The organism is Kribbella sp. NPDC004536, assembly GCF_042873835.1.
Taxonomy (GTDB): domain Bacteria; phylum Actinomycetota; class Actinomycetes; order Propionibacteriales; family Kribbellaceae; genus Kribbella.
The window spans coordinates 1620869-1646501 of the sequence record NZ_JBIALY010000001.1 but is presented as its reverse complement, the minus strand read 5'-3'; the positions used below and the strand labels follow the sequence as shown (position 1 = coordinate 1646501).

29 protein-coding genes are annotated in these 25633 nt (G+C 68.0%); 14 read left to right on the top strand and 15 right to left on the bottom strand.

The features are described from left to right. Positions 1-531 precede the first annotated feature (531 nt). Positions 532-1074, bottom strand: a complete 543-nt coding sequence (locus tag ACFYRU_RS08155; RefSeq protein ID WP_387654547.1) for a GNAT family N-acetyltransferase — start codon at positions 1072-1074, stop codon at positions 532-534. 41 nt (positions 1075-1115) lie between these two features. Between ACFYRU_RS08155 and ACFYRU_RS08150 the strand changes: the two genes are divergently transcribed. Further along, complete coding sequence (locus ACFYRU_RS08150) at positions 1116-1679, top strand: DinB family protein (RefSeq protein ID WP_387654544.1); 564 nt, start codon at positions 1116-1118, stop codon at positions 1677-1679. A gap of 1 nt (position 1680) precedes the next feature. Here ACFYRU_RS08150 and ACFYRU_RS08145 read toward each other — a convergent pair whose 3' ends face one another. After that, positions 1681-2040 carry a YciI family protein gene (locus ACFYRU_RS08145; RefSeq protein ID WP_387654541.1) on the bottom strand — a complete coding sequence of 120 codons (360 nt, stop codon included), beginning with the start codon at positions 2038-2040 and terminating at the stop codon, positions 1681-1683. Between the two features lie 137 nt (positions 2041-2177). Between ACFYRU_RS08145 and ACFYRU_RS08140 the strand changes: the two genes are divergently transcribed. After that, complete coding sequence (locus ACFYRU_RS08140) at positions 2178-2738, top strand: GNAT family N-acetyltransferase (RefSeq protein ID WP_387654538.1); 561 nt, start codon at positions 2178-2180, stop codon at positions 2736-2738. A gap of 540 nt (positions 2739-3278) precedes the next feature. On the opposite strand, the gene ACFYRU_RS08135 is transcribed toward ACFYRU_RS08140, so the two are convergent. Then, entirely contained in the window at positions 3279-3743 is a 465-nt protein-coding gene (locus ACFYRU_RS08135; RefSeq protein ID WP_387654537.1) for an NUDIX hydrolase, read from the bottom strand. Positions 3744-3752: 9 nt separating this feature from the next. Then, positions 3753-4241, bottom strand: coding sequence for a hypothetical protein (locus tag ACFYRU_RS08130; protein WP_387654534.1), 489 nt, complete (start codon positions 4239-4241; stop codon positions 3753-3755). Positions 4242-4299: 58 nt separating this feature from the next. On the opposite strand from ACFYRU_RS08130, the gene ACFYRU_RS08125 reads away from it, so the two are divergent. Beyond that, a complete protein-coding gene (locus tag ACFYRU_RS08125; RefSeq protein ID WP_387654531.1) occupies positions 4300-4884 on the top strand; it encodes a DUF664 domain-containing protein in 585 nt (194 codons plus the stop codon). 542 nt (positions 4885-5426) lie between these two features. Here ACFYRU_RS08125 and ACFYRU_RS08120 read toward each other — a convergent pair. From ACFYRU_RS08120 to ACFYRU_RS08105, 4 genes are all read right to left on the bottom strand, one after another. Beyond that, a complete protein-coding gene (locus tag ACFYRU_RS08120; protein ID WP_387654529.1) occupies positions 5427-7319 on the bottom strand; it encodes a heparinase II/III family protein in 1893 nt (630 codons plus the stop codon). 246 nt (positions 7320-7565) lie between these two features. Further along, positions 7566-8300, bottom strand: coding sequence for a hypothetical protein (locus tag ACFYRU_RS08115; protein ID WP_387654526.1), 735 nt, complete (start codon positions 8298-8300; stop codon positions 7566-7568). A gap of 64 nt (positions 8301-8364) precedes the next feature. Continuing rightward, on the bottom strand, positions 8365-9198 hold the full coding sequence (locus ACFYRU_RS08110; protein ID WP_387654524.1) for a hypothetical protein: 834 nt from the start codon (positions 9196-9198) through the stop codon (positions 8365-8367). A 420-nt stretch (positions 9199-9618) separates the two neighbouring features. Then, complete coding sequence (locus ACFYRU_RS08105; protein ID WP_387654521.1) at positions 9619-9993, bottom strand: VOC family protein; 375 nt, start codon at positions 9991-9993, stop codon at positions 9619-9621. A gap of 122 nt (positions 9994-10115) precedes the next feature. Between ACFYRU_RS08105 and ACFYRU_RS08100 the strand changes: the two genes are divergently transcribed. Beyond that, positions 10116-10520, top strand: a complete 405-nt coding sequence (locus ACFYRU_RS08100) for a VOC family protein (protein WP_387654518.1) — start codon at positions 10116-10118, stop codon at positions 10518-10520. A gap of 63 nt (positions 10521-10583) precedes the next feature. After that, positions 10584-11084, top strand: coding sequence for a DinB family protein (locus ACFYRU_RS08095; protein WP_387654515.1), 501 nt, complete (start codon positions 10584-10586; stop codon positions 11082-11084). Here ACFYRU_RS08095 and ACFYRU_RS08090 read toward each other — a convergent pair. Then, on the bottom strand, positions 11081-11566 hold the full coding sequence (locus ACFYRU_RS08090) for a carboxymuconolactone decarboxylase family protein (RefSeq protein WP_387654513.1): 486 nt from the start codon (positions 11564-11566) through the stop codon (positions 11081-11083). The two genes, ACFYRU_RS08095 and ACFYRU_RS08090, sit on opposite strands and share 4 nt — an antisense overlap. A 154-nt stretch (positions 11567-11720) precedes the next feature. On the opposite strand from ACFYRU_RS08090, the gene ACFYRU_RS08085 reads away from it, so the two are divergent. Further along, positions 11721-12605, top strand: a complete 885-nt coding sequence (locus ACFYRU_RS08085; protein WP_387654511.1) for an RNA polymerase sigma-70 factor — start codon at positions 11721-11723, stop codon at positions 12603-12605. On the opposite strand, the gene ACFYRU_RS08080 is transcribed toward ACFYRU_RS08085, so the two are convergent. After that, complete coding sequence (locus ACFYRU_RS08080) at positions 12595-13236, bottom strand: hypothetical protein (RefSeq protein WP_387654508.1); 642 nt, start codon at positions 13234-13236, stop codon at positions 12595-12597. The two genes, ACFYRU_RS08085 and ACFYRU_RS08080, sit on opposite strands and share 11 nt — an antisense overlap. A gap of 66 nt (positions 13237-13302) precedes the next feature. Between ACFYRU_RS08080 and ACFYRU_RS08075 the strand changes: the two genes are divergently transcribed. Beyond that, positions 13303-13665 (top strand): hypothetical protein, encoded by a 363-nt coding sequence (locus tag ACFYRU_RS08075; RefSeq protein ID WP_387654505.1) that lies wholly within the window; start codon positions 13303-13305, stop codon positions 13663-13665. Here ACFYRU_RS08075 and ACFYRU_RS08070 read toward each other — a convergent pair. Next, positions 13654-14616: a 2-hydroxyacid dehydrogenase gene (locus tag ACFYRU_RS08070; RefSeq protein WP_387654502.1), complete on the bottom strand. Its 963-nt coding sequence runs from the start codon at positions 14614-14616 to the stop codon at positions 13654-13656. The genes ACFYRU_RS08075 and ACFYRU_RS08070 overlap by 12 nt on opposite strands. Positions 14617-14768: 152 nt before the next feature. Here ACFYRU_RS08070 and ACFYRU_RS08065 point away from each other — a divergent pair, with 152 nt between their 5' ends. Further along, entirely contained in the window at positions 14769-15770 is a 1002-nt protein-coding gene (locus tag ACFYRU_RS08065) for a magnesium and cobalt transport protein CorA (RefSeq protein ID WP_387654499.1), read from the top strand. A 32-nt stretch (positions 15771-15802) separates the two neighbouring features. Beyond that, positions 15803-16351, top strand: coding sequence for an AAA family ATPase (locus tag ACFYRU_RS08060; protein WP_387654497.1), 549 nt, complete (start codon positions 15803-15805; stop codon positions 16349-16351). Here the strand turns inward: ACFYRU_RS08060 and ACFYRU_RS08055 are convergent. Continuing rightward, positions 16289-17608, bottom strand: a complete 1320-nt coding sequence (locus tag ACFYRU_RS08055) for a Gfo/Idh/MocA family protein (RefSeq protein WP_387654494.1) — start codon at positions 17606-17608, stop codon at positions 16289-16291. The two genes, ACFYRU_RS08060 and ACFYRU_RS08055, sit on opposite strands and share 63 nt — an antisense overlap. Positions 17609-17686: 78 nt before the next feature. Between ACFYRU_RS08055 and ACFYRU_RS08050 the strand changes: the two genes are divergently transcribed. Further along, positions 17687-18646 carry a LacI family DNA-binding transcriptional regulator gene (locus ACFYRU_RS08050; RefSeq protein ID WP_387654492.1) on the top strand — a complete coding sequence of 320 codons (960 nt, stop codon included), beginning with the start codon at positions 17687-17689 and terminating at the stop codon, positions 18644-18646. Between the two features lie 161 nt (positions 18647-18807). Here ACFYRU_RS08050 and ACFYRU_RS08045 read toward each other — a convergent pair whose 3' ends face one another. Continuing rightward, the gene (locus tag ACFYRU_RS08045; RefSeq protein WP_387654490.1) at positions 18808-19296 is read right to left on the bottom strand and encodes an Lrp/AsnC family transcriptional regulator; all 489 of its coding nucleotides are present in this window, start codon (positions 19294-19296) and stop codon (positions 18808-18810) included. A gap of 120 nt (positions 19297-19416) precedes the next feature. Between ACFYRU_RS08045 and ACFYRU_RS08040 the strand changes: the two genes are divergently transcribed. The 3 genes from ACFYRU_RS08040 to ACFYRU_RS08030 are packed head-to-tail and all read left to right on the top strand — an operon-like array spanning position 19417 to position 22864. Then, positions 19417-20505, top strand: coding sequence for a thiamine pyrophosphate-dependent enzyme (locus ACFYRU_RS08040; RefSeq protein WP_387654488.1), 1089 nt, complete (start codon positions 19417-19419; stop codon positions 20503-20505). Positions 20506-20507: 2 nt separating this feature from the next. Next, positions 20508-21494, top strand: a complete 987-nt coding sequence (locus ACFYRU_RS08035) for an alpha-ketoacid dehydrogenase subunit beta (protein WP_387654485.1) — start codon at positions 20508-20510, stop codon at positions 21492-21494. Continuing rightward, entirely contained in the window at positions 21491-22864 is a 1374-nt protein-coding gene (locus ACFYRU_RS08030) for a dihydrolipoamide acetyltransferase family protein (RefSeq protein ID WP_387654482.1), read from the top strand. The genes ACFYRU_RS08035 and ACFYRU_RS08030 overlap by 4 nt, the downstream gene beginning before the upstream one ends. A 12-nt stretch (positions 22865-22876) precedes the next feature. Here ACFYRU_RS08030 and ACFYRU_RS08025 read toward each other — a convergent pair whose 3' ends face one another. Then, positions 22877-23578: a TetR/AcrR family transcriptional regulator gene (locus ACFYRU_RS08025; protein WP_387654480.1), complete on the bottom strand. Its 702-nt coding sequence runs from the start codon at positions 23576-23578 to the stop codon at positions 22877-22879. 283 nt (positions 23579-23861) lie between these two features. Between ACFYRU_RS08025 and ACFYRU_RS08020 the strand changes: the two genes are divergently transcribed. Next, positions 23862-24791 (top strand): hypothetical protein, encoded by a 930-nt coding sequence (locus ACFYRU_RS08020; RefSeq protein WP_387654477.1) that lies wholly within the window; start codon positions 23862-23864, stop codon positions 24789-24791. 50 nt (positions 24792-24841) lie between these two features. Here the strand turns inward: ACFYRU_RS08020 and ACFYRU_RS08015 are convergent, their stop codons facing one another. Further along, positions 24842-25624, bottom strand: a complete 783-nt coding sequence (locus ACFYRU_RS08015; RefSeq protein WP_387658052.1) for an aldo/keto reductase — start codon at positions 25622-25624, stop codon at positions 24842-24844. Between the last annotated feature and the right edge of the window lie 9 nt (positions 25625-25633).

Genomic DNA, 25633 nt, shown 5'->3' with positions numbered 1-25633 from the left:
CGATTGGCGCTGTTCCCATCCACAGTGCTCGTTCCCCCACAAAATTCAGGCTTGACACATAAGGACTAGACCGGTATTGGGACAGACCTCCCCCAAGGTCCGTTCCCTACCCCTGTTGTGTCCGGCAGTCCCGCGAAGGTTCCACCGGTCTCAACGTATAGACGCCGCGAGACTCTCAGTTTGTTGTCAGAATTGTCCATTCGTTACCAAGAATCTCCTTAAGATAAAGAGAGTCCTCAGTCCGGATCTGGTTGAGTAGCGCCCCGTGAGCCAGGCACCCGAGCGATTCAGGATCGTCCCGGACGACTACCACGTGCCGTACGCCGGCACCGCGGAGGACGGTCGCAGGTTCTTCCTCAGTGATGAACTGTTCACCTTCGAGGCGGGGTACGTCGGGTTGTACCTGTGGAAGCCGGACGGCACGTTCGACGAGGTGCGGGTCGACGAGGTCCGGCGAGTGACGGGAGTTCCGCCTGGGCAGGCGGTGGCGGCTGGTGCGGATGAGTTGGTTGCGGCGCAGCTGGCCGTCGCTCATGACGCCTGGGGCGGTGTCCAGAGGCCGAGCCATTGGGTCGCGCCCCAAGCTGCGTACTGTGCGGCTTCGGTGAAGCCCAGGTTTTGGGCGAGGGTGAGCGAGCGGGTGTTGGCGGTTTGGGTCACGAGGACCACTGGCTCGCCGGGGCGCGCGCTGGCGAACCACCCGAGGGCGGCGGTGCAGGCTTCGGTGGCGTAGCCGTGGCCCCAGGAGGACGGGAGAAAGAGATAGCCGAGTTCGACCTGCGCCAGGCCGGGTCGCACCTCGGCCTCCGGGTCCCGTTGGTCGAGGGTGATGGTGCCGATCAGCTCTCCGTCGAGTTCGACGACGAACACGCCGGTACGCCGCCCCGGTACTTCCGGCAGGTTCCGCTCGAGTGCGTCCCGCGATTGCGCACCGCCGATGTACGTCCCGACCTCCGGCGACGCGAGCAGCTCGATCAGCGCCGTACGGTCCCGCGCCTCGGACTCACGCAGTACGAGCCGTTCGGTCTTGATCGGGTCCGGCGGCCAGGCGACGTCCGCGAGCTCGCTCTTCATGGTCGGCAACAGTAGCCCGCGCCGCGGCTACCATCCGGCGGATGGACTGGAATGCCGAGGTAGTCGAACAGATCGAGACCCACTGGCGTACCCGGCTCCGGCCGCGGCTCGACGGGCTGACCGACGACGAGTACTTCTGGGAGCCGGTCGAGGGCTGCTGGACGGTCAGCCGCCGCGGGCAGAGTTCGGCGCAGCGGTCGTTCGGGCAGGGCGAGTTCACCTGGGACTACGGCGACAACCACGATCCGGAGCCGGTCACGACCATCGCCTGGCGGCTCGGCCACCTGGCCTCCGGTCTCGCCCAGAGCGTGTCACGCCGGTTCGGCGGTCCGGAGGTCGACCTGGACACCTTCGAGTACGCCGGCACCGCCGACCAGGCGCTCCGGCAACTCGACGACAACTTCGCCGCCTGGATCGACGCCGTACGCCGCGAGGGCGAGGCCGGCCTGCTCCGCCCGCAAGGCTGGCCGCCCGCCTTCGCCGACGCCCCGATGGCCCGCCTCGTCCTCTACTCGAACGTGGAGCTGGTCCACCACGGCGCCGAGAGATCTGCCTCCTCCGGGACCTCTACCTACGCCTGGGCCGCGGCTGATCTACTCGTGTAGATCATTCGATCAGGTCGGGGTCGTGCAGGAACTTGCGGACGTCCTGCGGGCAGCGGCAGGCGGCGGCGATCTTGCCGGCCCAGAAGAACGCGTCCTCGCGGGTCGGTACGTCGACGACCAGGACGCCGCCGATGAGCTCCTTGCTCTCCGGGTACGGCCCGTCGATCACCATCCCGTCGGTGCCGACGACAGCGTGCTCGACGTCGCCGTCGTCGTACCGGAAACCGCCGGCGAAGCGGAACACCCCGGCGTCCTTCGCCTCCTGGCAGACCGCGTGCGCGGCCTTGCCGACCTCGGGGAAGTCCTCCTCGGGGATGTGGTCCATCGCGGCGTTGCCGAACGAGATCAGGTACCGCGGCATCTCATCACTCCCTTGTCCCGGCGGCGCTCGTCAGGCCGCCATTCACCCCTGCAACGAACGCCGTACCCCGGATCCGACAGCTCACCCGGAGAAATCTTCAGCCCGATTGTGTCCTGGTCGCGTGCTTGAATGCGCGAATGGCGCTGGTTACACGTGTAGCTGATCACGCTCGGTGGGACGACCTGCTCGAACTGTTCGGCGCGAGCGGCGGTACCCGCGGCTGCTGGTGCATGGCGCGGCGCCTGCCCGCGGCGACCGTCGCCGCGAACGGAAACGCGGAGAACCGTGCGGCGTTGGGGGAATTCCTCCGGGCGGGTGAACCGGTCGGCGTGATCGGGTACGTCGGGGACCGCCCGGCGGCGTGGTGCGCCGTCGCGCCGAGGCCGTCGTACTACGCGATCGTCCACTCGCGAACACTCCCGATCGACGAGCCGGACGACCCGTCGGTCTGGGCTATCAACTGCCTGTTCGTGAAGCGGGGGTATCGCGGGCAGGGCCTGACGCTCCCGATGATCGAGGCCGCCGTCGAGTACGCCCGAACCGCCGGCGCGCGCCTCGTCGAGGCGTACCCGGTGAAGACGCTGCCCGGCGATCCCGGGCGCGGCGTACTCAGCACGTTCCTGACAGCAGGCTTCACGCCATACGCCGAGCACTGCACCTCCGCCAAGCGCAACATCGTCGTCCGGCGCCCCCTGTGAACAGACGCGAGGAGGCACACGAGATCCTCCGCGACCTGAACCTACTGGACCGCTGGAGCCCCCACGGCGAAGTAACGCTCGTCGGCTCCGTCGCCACCGACCTGGTCGTTGCCCCCGACATCGATCTAGAAATCCACTCCCCGGCACCACGTTCAACAGACGGCTTCGCCGCCCTGGCACCCCTCGCCGAGCACCCCAAGGTACGCCGAATCACATACCTCGACGCCCGCGACCGCCACGAGCAGGGTCAGTACTGGAAACTCGAATACGAAACCCCGGCCGTCACCTGGACCGTGGACATGTGGCTCTTCGGACCCGGCGTGCCAGGCGCCGCCCCACTAACCGCAGCCCTGCAAGCCGCCCTGACCCCAGAAACCCGCGGCACGATCCTGGCCATCAAGGAGCAGGCCGCCGCTCGAGGTGAACGTGCCCCCGGCTACTGGCTGTACCCAGGCTGTGCTGGATCACGGCGTCTGCAGCTACTCCGATTCCAGGCCTGGTTGGGGTCTCGCGATATTTACGCTCGGACCGGGTGGTTGCCTACCAGGTCCAGTGTCCTGCGGTCTGAGTGAAGGTCCAGTCGCGACCGGCGTCGCCTGTTGTCAGGTAGTGCACCGCGGGAACGGAGATCGGCGGGTACGGCACCTGCGCGAGAGCCCGTACCGCGTCCTCCGGGCCGAACCACCGCACCTCCATCACCGACCCATCCGGATCGTCGACGGCGAAGGCCGGATCCTCGACGTCCACAAGGTAGTTCCACGATCGCGAGGTCGCCCGTCCGTCGACAACGGTCCGGGTTGTCCACACAAGCCCGAGTTCTGCCGCACGAGCCAGTAGCCCCATCTCCTCGCGCAGTTCACGGACCGCACCGTCAGCCGGTGTCTCACCGTCTTCTACGGCGCCGCTCGGGAGATTCCAGTACGGACCGTTCCAGGCCTCGTACTGCTCCCACACCAACGCGATCTTCCCGCCGTACTGCGCAACCACACCTGCATACCCCTGCATCCCCGGACCCTACTCAGGCAGGTGGGGCAGTACGTCCTCGTGGGGCCAGGGTTTGGTGAGTACGTCGGACAGTTGGGGATCGGGTGATGCAGTGATGTACGGGGTTTGGTCCGGGTCGCGGACCGTCGCGATTGCACGCGTGGGGAAGAGGCCCCAGGGTTCGATTCGGTTGGCGAGTACGCCGTCCAGGCGGAGGTCGGCGTACTCGGGCTCCCACCAGACCGCGAACGTCTGGGGCAACTGGTCGGGGTGGATGCCTAGCCATACGCCGAACGTGACCTGGTAGCCGCCGTCGAGGTGGACCGGGAGGAGCACGCGGACGAAGGCGCCGGCGCCGGGGACCTGCAGCATGACGGACTCACGGGGAGTCTGGTGGCTCATCCAGGTGCCTGGGGTTTGGTCGCGTTCCGGGAGGTCCAAGACCGGCGTCGGGAGGGTGAAGCGGATGTGACGGTTGTGGGCGTCGAGCGTTCGGCCGCAGGTCGGGCAATCGGGCATGCGGTGAGTATGACGTTCCGGAAGGGGAGTGTCCGGAATGGGGTTTACGGTGCGGGGTATGAGTGATGATGAGTGGGTTTCTCCGTGGTGGGAGCCGCCGGTGGCGGGGGATGAGGTCGGGCATCTGGTGGGGGCGCTCGACCGGTTGCGGACCACGTTCCGGTACAAGGTGGACGGGCTGGATGCGGACGGGTTGAACACCCGGATCGGGGCCTCGTCGATCACGCTCGGTGGGTTGCTGAAGCATCTGGCGGCGAACGAGGACTACCTGTTCGACGTGAAGTTCCGCGGGAAGCCGATGGGTGGGCCGTGGGTACAGAACGGCTGGCGGGACGACAACGACTGGGAGTTCAACTCGGCGGTCGACAACACGCCGGAGGAGTTGTACGCGCTGTGGGACGGCGCGGTCGCCCGGTCCCGCGAGACTCTCGCCGCGGCGATCGCGGACGGTGGACTGGATCAGCCGGCCGATATCGCGTGGCCCGACGGGCGGCATGCGAGTCTGCGCCGGCTGGTGTGCGACCTGATCGAGGAATACGGCCGCCACACCGGCCACGCCGACCTGATCCGCGAGGCGGTCGACGGCCGAGTAGGCGAAGACCCACCCCGCGACTGGAAACCCACCACCCCGAAATCCACCTGACCACCCGCCCCCGAGCCGTACCCAGGCGAGCGCGACGCAGGGGGAGGTGGGACGCGAGCGGGGCGCGCACCGGAGGGGCAGTACCCCGGGTAGGTGTCGTCTGAGAAGCTGCCGATCGGGCGGCACGGAGCGCCGGCACGGAGCGGCGGCACGGAGCACGGCCTGGAGCGGCGGCACGGAGCACGGCCCGAGGCGGCGGTGTGGCGGCGGTGTGCGCGCGTGCCGTGCGCGTAGCGGTCGTGCGGGTGGTCGCCTGTGGGCGGTGCGAGGTGGGTGCCCATCGGGCGGGCCGGGACGGGCACCGAGGCCCGTGCGAGGCGGTGCGGGTGCGTGCGGGCTGTGGGGTGTCGTGCGGACGGGTGTTGTGCGGCGTATTTGGGTGGGGCCCGGCCGTTCGAGCATGTGCGGCGGCGGCGGGGGCGGGCGAGTTGGGAGGGTGGGGCGGATCGCCAGCACTGTGTATTGGGCGTTTTGTGGGGTGGTTTGCGCTCAGGGTGGGCGGTTGGTGGGTGGTTGTGTAGTGCTGGCGGTCCGCTTCGGGGTTACTTGGTTCGTTGGAGGGTTCCGTCGGGGGCGATGGTGATTGCGGTTGTTACGCCGTCGACCTTCAGGGTGAGGAGCATCTGGGAGCCCTGCCAGGACGTGGTGTACGAGACGGCGGCGTTGGTTCGCGTCGGGGCGATCACCGAGAGGATCTTCGCCTCCTGGCCCGAGCGGTTGAACTTGACCACCGGTGCGGCCTTCTTGTCGTTGATCGTGCGGTAGTGCCACCCCTGGATCGGGTTCTGCTGCCCGCTCGTCACCTCGATCGGCGTCGGCTGCTGCCCGAAAGGTATCTGCAGCAGCGTCGTCTTCACTGTGTCGCCAGGCTTCGCAGCCACCGCCCGGTCGTTGCCGCTGACAACCACCTGCTGGTCCGCCGGCAGATGCCACAGCGCCGAGTAGTCCTGGTCGGCAACGGAGGTACCGCGATCCAGCACCACCATCAGGTCCGGATCCTTCAGCACCAGCACGTCCCGCGTCCGGTCGATCCCCGGCCCCGGCTCGTCGTGCAGCTCGTAGAACTCCGACGTCGGCTTGATCGCCGACCGCACCAGCTTCGTCTCCGGGTGCCCGGTCGCCGACTGGACGACCATCTCGTTGTGCGCGAACTGGCTCCTCGCCCAGAACCGCCAGTCGTCGACCTTGTACCCGGCGTGCCCGCCGTCGATCAGGATGTCCCGCCCGCGCGAGGTGTACGTGACGGACGTGTGGTCGTTGTGCCCGTGCAGCTTCTGTGACGGCCCGAACCGGATGCTGTACGTCGACTCCTGGGTGAACGGCCGCGTCTCGCCCCACCCGGTCCGCCCGAAGATGTACCCGGCGTCGAAGATCCCGATCCGCTGCGTCGGCCGGATCCCGCGCGCGCCGAGCGTACCGGCGTACTCGAGCACCGTCCCGGGCACGGACACCGTCTTGATCACCTCGGAGTCGCCGAGCTGCGGGAGATTCCCGAGCGAGTTGGTAGCCAGCGCGAGCCACTTCGCGAGTTCCCGCCGGCGCGCGGTGATCGTCGTACCGGGATCGGCTCCGCACTTGCGCAGTACGTCGATCGCCCGGCCCCAGAGCGCGTAGTTGAACTGCGCGTACCCGGTCGACTGCTCGTTGGTCGACCCCTGGGTGTCGATGGAGGTCTTGATCGCGCTGGTCAGCCGGTCGCTGGCGATCTTCTTCAGGTCGGGCCGCATCAGTGTGCAGCCGATGCCGAACAGCGCGAGGCTCTCGTCGGTACCGTGGTTCCAGTCGCCGCTGTAGTTCTTCTGCAGGAACCACGCGTGGTCGAGCAGCGCCTTGTCGAGCCAGGCGTACGTGAGCGGCAACTGCCCGACGTGCAGCCCGGACAGGACGGCCTGCCGCAGGCAGATCAGTACGTTGGTGCGGTGCATCGTCGACTCGTAGGCGCCGACGTCGGACTTCCACGAGTACGGGTTGTCGTTGACCCAGTCGCGCGCGATCGTGCTGACCCGTTGTAGCGCGGCCTTGTCGCCCCGGCCGCCGGCGGCGATTCCTTGCCCGAGCCAACGAAGCGAGTGCAGCCACATGTACCAGCTGGGGTTGTTGTCCGGATTCACCCGCCAGTTGATGTCACCCTTGCCGTCCCCGACCTTGGTCGGCGGCGTCGTACCCCAGGTGTAGGTGTCCTTGTAGAGGTTGCTGAGCGGGTTGTCCCGGTCGATCCCGCTGTACGCCGGACACGTGTAGATGTCGCGCCGCGCGGGTGTCGGCGCGGGGGTGGGTGGCTCGGGTGTCTGGCTCACGGTCGGGTCGGGCGCGGCCTCCGGCTCGGATCCGCCCCAGGGGACGACCAGGACCACGGCCAGTACGGCGGCACTCGCGAGCATGGCGATCGTGAGTCGTACGGTCGTCCTGGTACTGCGCAGATGTCTCGCGGGCATCGTCTTCCCCTACCATTCTGGCCTATACCTGAATTAGCTCAGCATGGTTCCCGGGCAGCATCAGGTGGTTGGCGGTGTTACTCGGACCGCGTGGCGCTGAATGTTGCTCTCGGCATCGAGTTCGCCGAGGCGCCTGCGGTTCCCCCCGAGATCGGATTGGTGCTTCTGCCTAATAGATGTCGCGAACGGCCGAAAAGGTTGCTTCGGATCCCGGACTCCGGTTCCGGCTGCCCGTTCGGGCAGACCTCAGCCGCGCCGGATCGCCTGCAGAATCAGGGCGTTCCGCGCATCCTGGCCGGCCGGGACGGTGGTGTGCCGGCCGTCGCGGAGATCGGTGGACAGCCGCTCCGGATGCGCCGCGAGGAACTCGGCCCAGTGCACGACACGCAGATTCGGGTGCTGCAGTTGCGCCTGTTCGAGTTGCAGGTTGATCCACTCGCTGTTGCGCTGATCCGCGACCTGGACCGCCGGCGGTTGGTCGGTCCGGGACACCTGGACGTCGACCCAGAAAACGGTTCGATCCGGTCCGGCGATCCGGAGCGCCCGCTCGACCTGGGCGGCGAACGCGGGCGGATCGAAAATGTCGTTCGAGCCGACCGCCATCACGATCCGCCGTGGCAGGCCGTACGTCGCGGCCCAGGCGGCGAGCTCGTCCACCGCGGCCGACGTCGGCTGGCCGGCCCAGCTGTACTGCGCGAACGACCTACCCAACTCCCGGCCGAGCGCGGCGCCGTCCTGGACGGCGATGCTGTCGCCGAACAGCAGCACGCCGTCGGACGCGACCACGTGGCGTACCTCCGTACTGCTGGAGATCACGTGGTTGTCGCCCTGCCACGAACCGAGCGTGCCGGAGCCGTAGCTGCCCGTACTGACGACCGCCTTCGCGTGCGCGGGCGGGGTCTCGAAGTGCACGAGCGTGAGGAGCGACCCGGTCAGTACGGCGATGATCGCGGCCGAGATCGACCAGTGCCTGATTGCCATTTCTCACTCCCGCGCGTCGTACCGGCGTCTGTTACACGCGTAGATCGGCGCGGCGGTTGGCAGGTTAGCGACCCTGGAGGGCGTCGGCGATCAGTTCGTTGCGGGCGGAGCTGCCGAGCGGCTCGGAGGTGTGTACGCCGTCGCGCAGGTACTGTGCCGGGCCGTCCGGCTGCCCGGTGAGGAACTCCGACCACCCGATGATCTTCAGGTTCGGGTGCTGGAGCGCGGCCTCGTAGAGCTGCTGATTGATCCAGGAGCTGTTCGCGAGGTCGGCGTCGCGGACGGCGGCCGGCTGCTTGGTGCGACTCGCGTAGACGTCCACCCAGTACACGGTCCGGTTCGGGCCGGCGATCCGCATCGCCCGTTCCACCTGCGCCGCGAACGCGGGCGGGTCGAAGATGTCGTTCGTACCGACGGCCATCACGATCCGCTGCGGCAGACCGTAGCTGCGCGACCACTCCGCGAGCGCGTCGACGGCCGCCGACGCCGGTTGCCCGGACCAGTCGTGCACCGCGATCGAGTCGCCGGTCCGGTCCGCGATCAGCCGTTCGAGTCCGGGGTTGTCCTGGACGGCGATGCTGTCGCCGAACATGAACACGCCGTCGAACGTGAGTACGTCGCGGATCTGGTCCTCGGAGGAGATCCGGTGCATCAGGTTCTGCCAGGGGCCGAGCGTGCCGGATCCGTACAGGCCCGCGCCGGTGGTCGGCACGCTGTAGGCGCTGCCGCCGACGAGGGCGTCGGCGCTCGTCGTCCGCGGCTCGAGTACGACGAAGACGCCGCCGAGACCGCCGAGGATCAGCAGCGTGACGACGATGGCGAGCAGCGACCCGAAGAACGCGCGCACGGGCGACACCTGCGTCGTCCCGCCCTGCCGCACCACTGCAGCGCTCCCCACCCTCCGTCGATTTCGTCCACCGGCATGCAGCGATGCCCCCGCGTTCCGCATGTCCACCCCCATGAACCGGACGTCAACCACTGCGGCACCGTTGCCGTCCGGCGCTCAGTGTTTCAGCGTGTACCCCTGACTGATCAGCTGGGCCCGGAGATCCTTGACCTCGTCCCGCCGCGGACCCCGCCGCCGAGGTTCCCCCTCCTCAGCAGCGCGCTTCTTCCTCCACCACCACCATTTCACCCCTCCAGGATCCACGAGGAATCAAGCGATGGGTAGGTTTTCGGCCATGCCGCAATCAACCCTCCAAAACCTCGAGGTGCGGTGGTCGCAGGCGACGGAGGTTCAGTGAGGTCGGCCTGTTGAGTGCCGGCGACGGTGTGTGGGGGTTTGGCCACGGCGGGTGGGTGGTTGGAGCGGGAGGGGTCAGCTGTCGATTTCGGTTTGGCTGCGTTCTACGCAGAACTCGTTGCCTTCGGGGTCCTTCAGGGTGACCCAGCCGCGGCCGTCGGGGCGGCGGTGGTCCTCGTGGATCGTGGCGCCGAGTGACAGGATCCGCTCGACCTCCGCGTCCCGCGTACGTTCGGTCGGGCCCCAGTCGAGGTGTACCCGGTTCTTGACCGCCTTGCCCTCCGGTACGGCGATGAACAGCAGCCCGGGCACCGGCGCCGGGGCCTGCACGAGTACCTCGTCGTCGCCCGGCTCGTCGCCCTCCCCGAGCGGCCAGCCGGTCACGGTACTCCAGAACTGGCCCAACTCGTACGGGTTCGCGGCATCGATCGTGATGTGTCGCAGGATCATGCGCAGACCTTAACCAGTTGGTCGCCAGCGGGATCTCGCGGACTGTCGGCGGCCGGGTCTACTGTGCGGAACATGGGCGCCGGACCACAGGGCTCGGCCAGTTTGGGGGAAGGACAAATTCGATGGCATCCCGGCTCAATCCGTACATCCAGTTCCAGAAGGAAGCCCGTGCGGCGATGGAGTTCTACCAGGGGGTCTTCGGCGGCGAGCTCTCGTCCAACACGTTCAAGGAGTTCGGCTCGGGCCACGGCCCGGAGGACGACGAGCTGCTGATGCACAGCCAGCTCGAGACGCCGAGCGGGTTCACGCTGATGGCCGCCGACACGCCGCAGGGCATGCCGTACAACCCGGGTGAGAACATCGCGATCAGCCTCAGCGGCGACGGCGAGGAACTCCGGGGGTACTACGAGAAGCTGTCCGACGGCGGCAAGGTCACGGTCCCGCTGGAGAAGCAGATGTGGGGCGACGAGTTCGGCATGGTGACGGACAAGTTCGGCATCAACTGGATGGTCAACATCGCGGGCTGACGGCGTACCTCCCCGGGGAAATCCGGTGTCCCCGGGGAGCCGCTCGCGGCAAGCTTGACCGGTATGGGCCTCAACGACCTGCTCTTCGACCCCATCCGGCACAACAACTGGGCGACCGGCAGCCTGATCGAGTTCTGCCGCGCCCAGAACCTGACCGCCGAGCAACTCGACGTCACCGGCGTCGGTACGTACGGCGGCATCCTGGCGACCCTCGACCACATCGTCCGCTGCGACGGCAGCTACCTGCGCCGGATCGCCGACCGGCCGCTGCCGTACGTCGACAGCGAGCCGGCGACCGACCTGGAGACCCTGGCCGGCTGGAACGCCGAGGCCGGCACCCTCTGGGAGTACTTCCTGACCCAGCCGATCGACACCGAACGCGTGATCGTCGTCGACAACGACACCCGCGGCACCCGCGTCGGCATCTTCGTCGCGCAGGCGATCAACCACGCCAACCACCACCGAGAACAGGTCTGCGCGATCCTCACCGGCCTCGGCATCGAGCCCCCGGACATCCAGGCCTGGGAGTACGCCTGGACGTCCGAACGCATCTGGGACCTCTAGCTGCTGACGACGGCCGCCATCAGGCCCGGCTCGTACGAGCCGCCGAGCTGGTTGAGCGTCACCGCCATCCGGTTGGTGGCGTTGATCATCGCGATCAGCGTCACCAGCGCGATCAGTTGGTCCTCGTCGTAGTACTTCGCGGCGCGCGCCCAGGTCTCGTCGGAGACGCCCTCGGACGCGTCGGCGAGCCGGGTCGCCTCCTCGGTGAGCGCCAGGGCGGCCTGTTCCTCCTCGGTGAAGACCGTCGAGTGCCGCCAGCCCGCGACCAGGTTCAGCCGCGTGGCCGTCTCGCCCTCGGCGGCCGCCTCCTTCGAATGGATGTCGATACAGTTCCCGCAGCCGTTGATCTGGCTGGCGCGCAGCATCACCAGGTTCTGGGTCGAGTGCGGCAGCGCAGGCTGGACCAGCGCGTGTACGGCGAACAGCCGCTTCGCCAGCTTGGTGCCGAACTCGTTCCGCATCAGGTCGATCCGGGGTTCCATCGTCGTCGTCCTCACTCGTGGGATCTACTGGACGAACACGAGATGCCTGTCGGTCGCCGCGTGTGACGTGATGAGCGCAATACCCTGCTGGTTGTCACAGGATTGGCGCGGCCGGCATCTGGTGGGTGACACACGCGTACTGAGGAGCAGCCGCATGACCGATCGAGCCACCGAGGCCTTTGTTGCCCATCGCAACCTCCTGTTCACGGTCGCGTACGAGCTGCTCGGCTCGGCCGCGGACGCCGAGGACGTATTGCAGGAGACGTGGCTGCGCTGGGTCGGCGTCGACCTCGACACGGTGCTGGACCAGCGCGCGTACCTGGTCCGGATCGCCAGCCGGCAAGCCCTCCAACGCCTCCGCACCCTCGGCCGCCGCAAGGAGTCGTACGTCGGCCCGTGGCTGCCCGAACCGCTCCTCACCGCACCCGACGTGGCCGAGGACGTGGAGCTGGCCGACAGTGTCTCGATGGCGATGCTGCTCGTGCTGGAAACGCTCAAGCCGACCGAACGGGCGGTGTTCGTACTGCGCGAGGTCTTCGGGTTCGACTACGACGAGATCGCCGAAGCTGTCGGCAAGAAGCCGGACGCCGTTCGCCAGATCGCCCACCGAGCCCGCTCCCACGTCGCCGCGCGCCGTCCGCGCGGTCCCGTCTCCCAGGACGAGACCCGGGACGCGATCGAGGCGTTCAAACGAGCGGTCAACACCGGTGACGTTCAAGGTCTCGTCGACATCCTCGCTCCTGATGTCGTCTTCCTGGGTGACGGTGGTGGCGTGGTCCAGGCACTCCCGCACCCGGTCGTCGGCGCCGAAAAGGTCGCCCGCATCCTCGCCCTGGCCGTGGACCGGCTGGCCGAAGGCACGCTCCAGGAAACCCAGATCAACGGCCAACCGGCCCTTGTCCTCCGCTTCACCGACGAGGTCGACACCGTCACTGTCCTGCACGTCGAAGCCGGCAAGATCACCGCCCTCTACGCCATCCGCAACCCCGCAAAACTCTCCCACCTGACCGAGGAAAACCCCCTGACCCTCAGAGGATGACGAGCTCCAGCGGTTCCGAGAGGTAGAAGCCGGCTTCGGTCTGCAAGCTGACCTGCAACCCCCACCGCCCCGGCGGCACCGCATACCCGAGCTCCGGAACCACCGAGGCCGTGCCGATGAGAACTGGAACTTGACGCGACTGGTGCGGATCGATCGGGAACTCGACCCGCGGGAGGTTGTGCGGCCCGACATACCGGCCGACTGTCTGGCCGCTCTCGTCGACGACTTCTGACCTGAGGTCGCCGGCGGTGAGGAGAACCTGCTCGCGCCTTGCGTGGTTTGTCACCAGGACGTCCTGCATGGCGTGGTAGCCAGAACGAATCGTCAACGGTGCAAGCGGGGTCACGGTCAGGCCCACGGATTGCGCAGGCTCACCGGGTAGCTGCAGACGGCGCACGTCCCAGGCCGGTTGCTTCGCTGGAAAGGTCAACGCCCCGACCTGCAGCTCCACGAGCTCGCCGTACTTCCTCTGCAGGTCGCCCGCGATGTCGACGGCCCACGCGGCGAGCTTGATCTGGAACCGCGTTTCGTACCGCCGCTCGGTGTGCGGACTCGGGCCGACGACGAGAGCGCCCGGTGCCTCCTTGCCGTACCGCAGCAGATCGACCCGCAAGTGTTCCCAATCGGTCATCGCACCCCCTCGACCATCTGAGGTAATCGCGTGGCGGGTTGATGTGCAACGGGTGAGGATGGTCGGATGCCTGAACAACACTCACGCCCCGTGCCGGGCGGGCGCGCCTTCTACCTGACCGAGAGGCTGTGGAAGCTCGCGGAAGGACTTCCGACCGAGGTGGTGCGGATCGACGACATCCGTGAGTTCGACGAGGACTGCTGGTTCGGCGGTCGCCCGGTCACCTGCCGGATGGTCGCCGAGCACGCCGACCGTATCCAGAAGGCCGACCTCAGCTACCCGGTCATCCTCTCCGCAGACGGCGGCTTGATGGACGGCGGCCACCGAATCTCCAAGGCCTGGCTGTCCGGCGCGACCACCATCAACGCAGTCCGCTTCACGATCGACCCCGAACCTGACTACATCCGACCCGATGGGCTACTCGAGTAGGTGGGTGGATTCGGGGACCGGGGTCAGCGGAGTGCCTTTCGTCAGGTAGTGGGTGAGGTTCGCTACTACGAGGCTGGCCATGGCGGTTCGGGTGGGTTGGGTGGCGCTGCCTACGTGGGGGAGGAGGACGGTGTTGGGGAGGGTCAGCAGGTCGGGGTGGACCTTGGGTTCGTGTTCGAAGACGTCCAGGCCGGCGGCCTGGATCGTGTGGCTGCGGAGCGCGTCCACCAGAGCCTGTTCGTCGACGACTGTGCCGCGGGCCACGTTGACGAGGATCCCGTCTGGGCCGAGCGCCTTGAGGACTTCGGCGTCGACCAGGTGGCGCGTGCTGGAACCGCCGGGGATGACGACCATCAGGGTGTCGACGTCGGCGGCCATTTCCAGCAGGGTCGGGTAGTACCGGTACGGGACGTCCTTCTGCGTACGGTTGTGGTAGGCAACGGTAATGCCGAACGGCTCGACCCGGTCGGCGATCGCCTGGCCGATGCGGCCGAGGCCGAGAATGCCCAGGCGGCGACCGTGCATGGTTGCGCGGGTCAACGGGTACGGCGTACCGCCGGCCCACTTGCCGTCGCGCAGATACCGTTCGGCCTGACCCAGTTCGCGGACCGTCATCAGCAGCAGACCGAGCGCGGTGTCGGCGACCTCGTCGTCGAGCACACCCGGCGTATTCGTCACGATGACACCACGTTCGGCAGCGGCCGTCGCATCGATGCGGTCGTACCCGACGCCGAAGCTCGCGACGAGACGTACGTTCGGGAACTGGTCGAGCCAGGGCCCGTCGATCGTCGAACCGCCCGCGGCGACGGCAACGATCTCGTCCCGGCGGGCCGTGAGCACCGCGTCGGGGTCTGGTTCCTCCCACAACCGGATCAGCTCGCAGTGACCGTCCAACCCGGCGGCGACGGCTGCGTTCATCGGTCTCGGCATCAGCACGACTGGTAGTTCCATACCTTCATCCTTGTCGACTCGTCCGAACCAGACCAGGAATCTCACCGGCACTTCTCAGGAACTGGACCGGAATCGAAGTTCACCCTGGCTTTCCCGGCCGGACCCTGTTGCCGTACCGGCCGGAAAGACGACGATCAGGAGAGGAGGTCACCATGATCATCGACTGCGCTTACTACCGGGACGGACGCCGCCAGCACGTCGAGGCGATGTCGGTCGGCGACGCCGCCGCGAGCTGCAAGGCCGGCGGGTTCGTCTGGCTGGGCATGTACGAGCCCACGGCCGAGGAACTCACCGAGGTCAGAGAGAGCTTCGGGCTGCACGAACTGGCCGTCGAGGACGCGCAGACGTTCCATCTCCGCCCCAAGGTCGAGCCGTACGAGGGCGACATCCGCCTGGTCATCCTGCGCACCTCCCGGTACGACGACGAGCGCGAGGAGGTCGACTTCGGCGAGGTCAGCGTGTTCGTCGGGCCGTCGTTCGTGATCACCGTCCGGCAGGGAGTCGCGAGCGACCTGCACGGCGCCCGAATCCGGCTCGAGCAGCGTCCCGAGCTGCTCGAATGCGGTACCAGTTCCGTCCTCTGGGCGATCCTCGACCAGGTCGTGGACGGGTACGGTCCGGTCGTCGCGGAGCTCGAGCGGGACATCGAGGAGGTCGAGCGGACCGTGTTCGCCGGCTCGGTCGCCCCGACGGAGCGGATCTACTTCCTGCGCCGCGAGGTCACCGACTTCTACCGTGCCGTACACCCGCTGCTCGCCGTACTCGCCACCCTGGAGCGCGACGCCCGCAACACCGCGCTGCTGCCGTACTTCCGCGACGTCCACGACCACCTGGTCCTGGTGAACGAGGAGGTCGCGGCGCAACGCGACCTGCTCGCCACGGTGCTCGAGGCGAACATGGCGGTGATCGGTGTCGAGCAGACCAAGGTCAGCGTTCGGCAGAACGCGACGATCGAGCAGCTGACGATCCTCGCGACGGTGTTCCTCCCACTGACCTTCGTGACCGGGTTCTTCGGGCAGAACTTCACCTGGCTGACCGAACGAATCGGGCAGGAGTGGGACTTCTTCGTACTCGGCATCGGCGGCCTCGTCGTACCGTGCATCGCCCTCCTGATCTGGTTCCGCCGCCAACGCTCAGCCCGAGACGCCGGCTGAACCGACCGATCCGTTGTGTACAGTCCCGTCACGTGACGCCGCAGCTGATAGTTGTCCGGGGCAACTCTGGGTCCGGCAAGAGTTCTGTGGTGGAAGCGATCCGGGCGCACTACGGGCGTGGGATCGCCTACATCGAGCAGGACTACGTGCGGCGAATCGTGTTCCAGGAGCTCGACGAGCTCGACGGCGCGAACATCGAGCTGATCGGGCAGATGGCCAGGCATGCTTTGAGCCGTGGATTTCACGCTGTAGTAGAAGGGATTCTGCCGACCGTCCGGTACGGCGGGATGCTCGCGCAACTGCATCGCGAGTACGGCGGTTACTTCTACTACCTGGACGTTCCGTTCGAGGAGACCGTGCGGCGGCACGCGAGCCGGGACAAGGCGAGTGCGTTCTCGGCGGACGACATGGCGGCCTGGTACCGCTCGAAGGATCTGCTGGACGAGCCGCGTGAGACGGTCATCGACGAGACGAGCGCGCTGGATTCGACCGTCCAGCAGATCCTCAGCGAGACAGGGCTAAACGGTGGTCCAACCGCCCAGCTCGAGGTCAGCGACGACGACAGGCTGACCGGTAGCTAGCGACTGGTTCGCGGCGATTCCGACCGCGACCGCACGCACCCCGTCGTGGACGTCGGCGGCCCTGCCCAGCGGATCGTTGCCCGCGCCAACGAACAGGTCGTCGTACAGCAGCTTGTCGCCACCGCCGTGGCCGCCGTCGCCGCGCGGGATCTCGACCTCGACAGCGGTGGCCCAGTGCTTCTGCAGTACGAGCCGCTCACCGTCGGTACGGACGTCGCCGGCGATCACCCGGTCCGACGGGTAGCTCGGGTCGATCCGGTCGTCGACGACCGCAGCCCGCTCCACCACCTCGAGCTCGGCGCGACCGAGCGTCCCGTTGACCGATACGCGATACCCCTCCCACGGCGAGTGCGCGTTCAGCGAGTAGCTCAGCCGGGCGCCGTTCGCGTACTCCGCGATCACCGACATGTTGTCCTCGATCGTGATGCCCGGCGCGAACACGTCCTGGTCGCGCAGGTACCCGTCGTACTTCTCGGCCTCGTAGTACAGCCGGCGGTTGGTCTCGTCGGTGCGCAGGTCGAGCAACCACGGGTCGTTGGCCGACCCATCGATCGTGCCGCGCGCCGGGCGCTCGCCCATGCCCCGGGCGGCCGCGTTCTCGGAGCCGTAGAACGACAGGCCGCCGGAGGCGAAGACCCGCGTCGGCTGCGAGGCGATCCACCAGTTCACCAGGTCGAAGTGGTGGGACGCCTTGTGGATCAGCAGGCCGCCGGAGTTCTTCTTCTCGCGGTGCCAGCGGCGGAAGTAGTCCGCGCCGTGCCGGGTGTCGAGCACCCACTGGAACTCGACGCTGGTGACCTGGCCGATCTCGCCGTCCTGGATCACCTGGCGGAGCGCGCTGTTCCGCGGCGAGTACCGGTAGTTGAACGTGACGACGACGGACTTGCCGGACTCGTTCATCGCGTCGACGATCTGCCGGGTGCCGGCGGCGTCGATGGTCAACGGCTTCTCGACGATCACGTCCGCGCCGGCCCGCAGCAGCCGGGAGACGACCGCGGCGTGGGTGTAGTCGGGGCTGGTCACGACGACGCGGTCGACGGACTGCTCCTTGACCATCCGCTCGAGGTCGTCGGCGCCGTACCGCGGGAGCTCCGGGCCGCCGAGCTCGGTCAGCTTGGCCTGGTGGAACGCGAGGCGTCCCGGGTTCGAGTCGAGCAGGGCGACGAGTTCTGCCTCTTCGGGGTGCTTGGTGACGATGGCTCGGATGTACGACTGCGCGCGCGATCCGGTTCCGGCGACTGCGTAGCGTCTGGGCACGGCGGACTCCTTCTACTCGTGTAGATCGATACGCTAGCAATCGCTTTCCAACCCGGTCAACCGTCGTACCATGCCTGCATGCCGAAGGAACCGGTCACCCGGAACGACGTCGCCGAGTACGCCGGCGTGAGTACCGCCGTGGTCAGCTACGTCGTGAACGAGGGCCCGCGGAAGGTCGCGCCGGAGACCCGGGAGAAGGTGCTGGAGGCGATCCGCGCGCTCGGCTACCGGCCGAACGCGACCGCCCGCGCGCTCCGGACCGGGACCACCCGGACGTTCGGGCTGATCACCCCGGACGGCGGCAACCCGCTGTTCGCGGAGCTCGCGAAGGCGATCGATCGGGAGGCCGCGGCCCGCGGGTACGTCGTACTCCAGACCAGCGCGGGCGGCGACCCGGAGACCGAGAACGCGAAGATCACCGAACTGCTGCGCCGCCAGGTCAGCGGCCTGATCCTGGTTGCGCCGACCGACGACCCTGCGCTCGACGACGTCGAGGTGCCGGTGATCGCGGTCAACCGCCTGCTGCCGGAGGTCAGCTCGGTCCGTCCGGCATACCGCGAAGGTGCTCGGCTCGGCGTGGAGCACCTCATCTCGCACGGCCACCGGCGGATCGGCCTGGTCATCGGCGGCGCCGGCGCGCCAGAACGCGAGCGCGGCTGGCGGGAGGCCCTGGCGCTGGCCGCGCTGCCGGAAGGGCCGGTCGTCCGCGTGGAGTTCTCCCGAGAAGGCGGGTACCGAGCCGGGCAGGCGATGCTCCACCACGAGCCGACCGCGATCTTCGTCAGCTCCGACCTGCAGGCCATCGGCGTACTGCGCGCCTTGCACGAGGCCGACGTCGACGTTCCCGGCGAGATCGCGGTCGTGGCCTTCGACGGTACGCCCGAGACGGAGTACACCTGGCCGCCGTTGACTGTCGTACGGCAGCCGGTCGAGGGCCTGGCCGAGGAGGCTGTGCGCCGGTTGATCGAAGGTGAGGACGCGGTGGAGGCGCTGACGATCCCGACGGAGCTGATCCGCCGTCGATCCTGCGGCTGCTAGGACCCGCCTCCCGACCCCACGCCTACTGCGCGGCACTCGGCGGGCACCTCGCCGCACCGGCGCGAAGGGCACGATGAAACCACATCGAACCCTCCGCGCCGGCGCGCCGAGGCACTCCGCCGAGCACCTGCTCGCGACGGCGTGGGGCCGGGAGGCGCGCCCTAGAGCGTCCCGACGTCCTCGAAGATCAGTGCGGTGCGGGTCGCGAGGACCTCTGGGATCGCCTGGAGTTTCTCCAGCACCAGGCGGCGCAGCCCCTCGTTGTCGGCCGCGCGGACCAGCAGGATCGCGTCGAAGTCGCCGCCGACCAGCGCCATGTGCTTGATCTCCGGGATCGCCTGGAGCTGCTTGCGGAGCGTCCGCCACGAGCTCTGCCGCAGACTCAGGGTGACGTACGCCGACGTGCCGAGGCCGAGCTTGAGCGGGTCGACGGTGACGGTGAAACCGGTGATCACGCCGGTGTTCGTGAGCCGCTCGACCCGGGCGTAGGCGTTCGCGCGGGAGATGTGCACGGTGTCGGCGAGGGCCCGGATCGACAGCCGTCCGTCGCGGCCGAGCGCCTCGATGATCAGCCGATCGATCTCGTCGAGCGCCGGGGCCACGACAATCTGTCCAGGACCGGCCCGGTGGACGATCACCTCGTCAGACATTCGTAGAACCTCCAAGGCGCGCGATCTGGCCAAACGTCTCTCAATAATTCCAGGTCTAGAACAACTTGGCCAGGAGGGACGACGATGTGGCTACCGTCCGTCTCCTGCGCTGGAGGGTCCATGACTGCCGTCGAGGAGCGTTTGCTCCCCTCCGCGGAACCCGTCTGTCTGATCGATCAGTACGGCGTACCGCACGAAAACCCGTCGTACGAGCTGCCTGCCCGCGAAACCCTGCTCGACGGCTACACACAGTTGATCAAGGGCCGCCGCTTCAACGAGCAGGCGAGCGCCCTGGTCCGGCAGGGCCGGCTCGCGGTCTACCCGTCGTCGTTCGGGCAGGAGGCATGCCAGCTCGCCGCGACGATGGTGCTGCGCGAAGACGACTGGCTGTTCCCGACGTACCGCGACTCGGTCTCGATCATGAGCCGCGGTGTCGACCCGATCGAGACGCTGACGCTGCTCCGTGGCGACTGGCATTCCGGGTACGACCCGTACGAGCACAAGGTCGCGCCGCAGGCCACCCCGCTCGCGACCCAGCTCCCGCACGCGGTCGGCGTCGCGCACGCGGCCAGGCTGAAGGGCGAGGACACGGTCGTGATGGCGCTGGTCGGCGACGGCGGCACCAGCGAAGGCGACTTCCACGAGGCGCTCAACTTCGCGGCGGTCTTCCAGGCGCCGGTGGTGTTCTTCATCCAGAACAACGAGTACGCGATTTCGGTTCCGCTGGCCAGGCAGAGCGCCGCGCCTTCCCTTGCCCACAAGGGCATCGGGTACGGCGTACCAGGTGAACGGGCCGACGGCAACGATCTGGCCGGCCTGCTCGCCGTACTCGGACGGGCCGTCGAGAAGGCCCGCAACGGCGAAGGCCCGCAGCTGATCGAGGCGCACACGTACCGCGTGCAGGCGCATACGAACGCCGACGACGCGACCCGGTACCGCGAGGACGCTGAGGTGGCGCCGTGGCTCGACCGCGATCCGATCGACAGGCTGGTGAAGTACCTGACGGTGAACGGTGGCCTGGACGACGCGGTACGGCAGCGTGCGGAAGAAGGATCTACACGAGTAGCCGAGCAGTTGCGGGCCGGACTGATGCCCGAGCCCGAGGTGGAGCCGGCCGAGATGTTCGCGTACCTCTACGCCGAGCAGACGCAGCAGCTCCGTGAGCAGGCCGCGTTCCTGCGCGACGAGCTGTCCCGAGAGGAGGCCTGACGATGGCGCACACGAAGATCTCGATGGCGCAGGCGCTCAACCAGGCGCTCCGCGACGCGATGACGGCCGACGAGTCGGTGGTGATGTTCGGCGAGGACGTCGGTGCGCTGGGTGGCGTGTTCCGGATCACCGACGGGCTGACCGCGGAGTTCGGCGAGAAGCGTTGCTTCGACACGCCGCTGGCCGAGGCGGGCATCGTCGGCATGGCGGTCGGGATGGCGATGAACGGGATGCGTCCCGTGGTGGAGATGCAGTTCGACGCGTTCGGGTACCCGGCGTTCGAGCAGGTCGTCTCGCATGTCGCGAAGATGCGGAACCGGACCCGGGGGCGGGTCCAGCTGCCGATGGTGATCAGGATTCCGTACGGTGGCGGTATCGGCGGGGTCGAACACCACAGCGACTCGTCGGAGAGCTACTTCGCGCATACCCCGGGTCTGACCGTGGTGACGCCGGCGACCGTCGAGGACGCCTACGGGTTGTTGCGTAAGGCAATCGAGTTTCCGGATCCGGTCGTGTTCATGGAGCCGAAGAAGCTCTACTGGGCGAAGGAAGAGGTCGACCTCGGCGAGTCGGTGCCGGAGATCGGGCGGGCCGTCGTACGGCGCGAAGGCGCGGACGCGACGTTGATCGCGTACGGTCCTGCGGTGCCGGTCGCGCTGGAGGCGGCCGAGGTTGCCGCGGCCGAGGGGCGGCAGCTGACCGTGGTGGATCTGCGGTCGGTGGTGCCGTTCGACGACGAAACGGTTTGTGCGGCGGTACGGCGTACCGGGCGGGCTGTGGTGGTCGCGGAGGCCAGCGGGTTCGCGAGTGTTTCGTCGGAGATCGTTGCCCGGGTCACCGAGAAGTGTTTCCACTCGCTGGCGGCGCCGGTGCGCCGGGTGACCGCGTTCGACATTCCGTTCCCGCCGCCGAAGCTGGAGAAATACCAGTTGCCGAGTGTGGACCGGATCCTCGACGCGGTCGACGATCTGCAGTGGGAGGACTCGTGAACACGTTTCTCCTGCCCGACCTCGGTGAGGGTCTGACCGAGGCGGAGATCGTTCGGTGGTTGGTCGAGGTCGGTGACGTGGTCGCCGTCGACACTCCGATCGCGGAGGTGGAGACGGCGAAGTCGATCGTCGAACTTCCTTGTCCGTATGCGGGCGTGATCGAGGAACTACACGGCGAGCCGGGTACTACGGTGCCGGTCGGCAAGCCCCTGATCACGGTAGGCGATCCCGCGGGCGCCCCGGGCGCCGCGGGTGTGGCGGGTGCCGCGGGTGCCGCGGGTGCGGCGGGTGCCGCGAGTGCGGCGGGTGCGGCGGGTGCGGCCTACCGGGCGGAGGAGCGGGCCGGGTCGGGGAACGTTCTGGTCGGCTACGGGACGGTCGAGTCGTCCGGAGCCGGACGTCGGCGGAAACCTCGGGTCTTCGGAACAAATTCGGCACCAGTTGCCGAAAAGGTTCCGGAAAGGCGCGTGCCGTTGGTGATCTCGCCGCTGGTGCGGCGGTTGGCGCGCGACGGCGGCGTCGATCTACACGAGCTGACCGGCTCCGGCCCCGACGGCCTGATCCTCCGCCGCGACGTCGAACAAGCCATCACCTCCCAAACCAAGCCGACCCTCACCGCGGCCCCTGCCCCCGCAGCTCAGCCGTCGGCGGGGACGGTTGAGGGGCGGACCGGTCTACACGAGTTGCGGCGTACGCCGATGAGTGGGTTCCGGAAGGCGGTTGTGGCGACGCTGAGTCGGAGCCGGTCGGAGATCCCGGAGGCGACGACCTGGGTGGACGTGGATGCGACCGCGCTGGTCGAGCTCCGGGCGTCGTTGCGATCGGCGACCGACCCGGGACCGGGGCTGCTCGCGTTGATGGCCCGGTTCGTGATCGCCGGTCTGCTCAAGTACCCGGAGCTCAACGGGTACGTCGACACCGCGCGCGAGGAGCTCGTCCAGTACGACGGGGTGAACCTCGGGCTCGCGGCGCAGACCGACCGCGGTCTCGTCGTACCGGCCGTCGGCAACGCGCACAGGTTGACGACCCGCGGCCTCGACGCCGAGATCCGCCGGCTGACCGCGTCGGCGCGCGACGGCCGGCTGACCCAGCACGAGCTGACCTCGGGGACGTTCACGCTGAACAACTACGGCAGCTTCGGCGTGGACGGCAGCGCGGCGATCATCAACCACCCGCAGGTCGCGATCCTCGGCGTCGGCCGGATCATCGACCGGCCCTGGGTGGTCGAAGGTGCGATCGCGGTCCGCAAGCTCACCCAGTTGTCGCTCGTCTTCGACCACCGGGTCTGCGACGGCGGCACCGCGGCCGCGTTCCTCCGCTTCGTCGCCGACGCCTTCGAGAACCCGGCATCCGCGTTCGCGGATCTCTAGAAGACCGCGGATCTAGAAGATCTGCCGCGGCCGGAGGCCGACGAGGATCACCCGCAGCCCGGAGGCGAAACGAGCCTCCGGGCCGGCGGTGCTCTCGCGGCTCAGGTACGCGGCCAGGTGCGCGGCGTCGACGCCCATCCGGTCCGCCGACTTCGACGCCCAGCGCAGTTCGTTCAAGCCGCTGCGTCGTACGACCGCTAGCCACGCCGAGTCCGCGACCGCCGAACCGATCAGGTAGTGAATGACCGCGGACACCGCCGAATCCAAGTGCATGCCCTTGAAACCGGCTGCGGCCAGGATGCTCTGCACCCGGTCCGTCAGCGCCTGGTAGTTCGGGCCGAGCCCGGCGTGGCTCGGGAGGAGTTGCGCGGCCCAAGGGTGTTCCCACAGCGCTTGGTAGGCGGCCATCAGCACGTCGGTCACCTGGTCACGCCAGTCACCGTCCGTCTCGACCAACGCGTCGGCAAGTACGGCATCGACGATCAACTCGAGTAGATCGTCCTTGGTCGCGATCCGCCAGTACAGCGCGGACGTCGCCGCGGTGCCGAGCTCGGCCGCCATCACCCGCATCGAGAACGCGTCCAGCCCGTCCCGGTCCAGCACCCGGATCGCGGCCGCGACGATGTCGTCGCGGCTCAGCCGGTTCCGCGTCGGCTCCGGTTCATCCCGCAACCATACCGATCCGAGCGCCGTACGGCGGTCTGCTTCGCGCACTGAAACAGTGTGTCACATCCGAGAACACCGTTTCACGACCAAAGTCGGGCGGCCGGCGACCTCGGTACGACGACGTGCCCGGCGGACCGGCGAAGACTCGGAGCCATGACGATCAACCGCTCCCAGTTCCTTACCCTCGGCGCAGCCACGGCTGCGGCCGCACTCACCAACCCCCCCAACCGCATCCGGCGCCGGGGTCCCGGGGCGGCTGGCGCTGAAGGGTGTCGCGTACGACACCGGCGGAGGGCCCGACGACAGCCGGGCGCGCTGGCGGCGCAGCATCATGCGCGGCGAGCTCCACGCGATCCGGCACCGGCTGCACGCGAACTGGGTCAGCATCTACGGCAGCGCCGTACGCCGGCTGATCGACACCGCGACCGTCGCGCTCGAGGCCGGGCTGACCGTGTCGATCCAGCCGCGCTCGTTCGACGAACCGCAGGCGGCGGAGCTGGAGAAGCTGCGGCAGGTCGCGATCGAGGCGGAACGGCTGCGGAAGCGGTACGACCGCGAGGTGATCCTCGTGGTCGGCTGCGAGTTCATGCTGTTCACCCCGGGCATCGTGCCGGGCGCGAGCTTCTTCGAGCGGGTCGAGTACCTGACCAAGGGCGGGTTCGACATGGCCGTACTGCAGCGACGGTTCCGCGCGTTCACCGCCCGCATGGTGAAGGTTGCCCGCAGCAACTTCCGAGGTCGGATCACGTACGGCGCGGCGTCGGACCTCGAACGGGTGGACTGGTCGATCTTCGACATCGTCGGGCTGGACTACTACTCGTACCACGCCCGCGCCGCGGACCACGCGAAGGAGCTCGCACCGTTCCGTCGCTGGCAGAAGCCGATCTTGATCCTCGAGTTCGGCTGCTGCACGTTCACCGGCGCCGCGAAGCTCGGCGGGATGGGCTGGGACATCGTCGACTACAGCGGAGACGTCCCGGTCATCCCACCGCAGTACGTCCGGAACGAGCAGGAGCAGGCGGACCACCTGACACACATGCTGCGGGTCTTCGCGGACCAGGGCTTCCTCGGTGCGTCGCCGTACACGTTCATCTCACCGGACGCACCACACCGCCCCCACGACCGCCCTCACGACGAGGACATGGCCGCCTTCAGCCTGTGCAAAGTCCTCCGCTACGACGACACCAATCCGTCGTCGCCGTACCACTGGCTACCGAAGAAGTCCTTCCACGCCGTGTCACGCGCCTATGCGAATTCCTAGGGCAAGCCGCTCCTGAAACCACGGGTGGAAGCCCGGCCGATCCACCCTAGTCAGGCGACGTTGAATGTGTCTGGGTCGGGGCCTGTGCGTTCGCCGCGGTCCAGCGTGCTGAGGGCGGTCATGTCGTCTGCGGTGAGGGTGAAGTCGAAGACGTTCAGGTTCTCGCGGATGCGGGTAGGGGTGACGGACTTCGGGATGACGATGTTGCCCAGCTGCAGGTGCCAGCGGAGTACGACCTGGGCCGGTGTGCGGTCGTACTGCTTCGCCAACGCCGCTACGACCGGCTCGGTCAACAGGGTGCCGCCCTTGGCGAGCGGGCTCCACGCTTCGGTGCGGATGCCGAAGTCCGCGTCGTACGCGCGTACGTCGGCCTGCTGCAGGTACGGGTGCAGCTCGACCTGGTTCACCGCGGGCGTCACGCCCTCGAGACGGTCCAGGTGCTCCGGCTGGAAGTTGGAGACACCGATGGCGCGCACACGCCCCTCGGAGTACAGCTGCTGCAGCGCACGCCAGGTCTCGACGTAGAGATCACGTGCCGGCGTCGGCCAGTGGATCAGATACAGGTCGAGGTACTCCAGACCCAGCAACGACAGGCTCTGGTCAAACGCCTTCAGTGTCGAGTCGTACCCCTGGTCCGCGTTCCACAGCTTCGTGGTGATGAACAGGTCGCTCCGGTCGATGCCGGACACCGCAAGGGCCTGCCCGACACCCGCCTCGTTCTGGTACGCCGCAGCAGTGTCGATACTGCGGTACCCGGCTTCGAGCGCATGTGCCACGGCAGTAGCGGTCTCGTCGTTCGGCACCTGGAAGACGCCGTAGCCAAGCTGGGGCATCTCGACGCC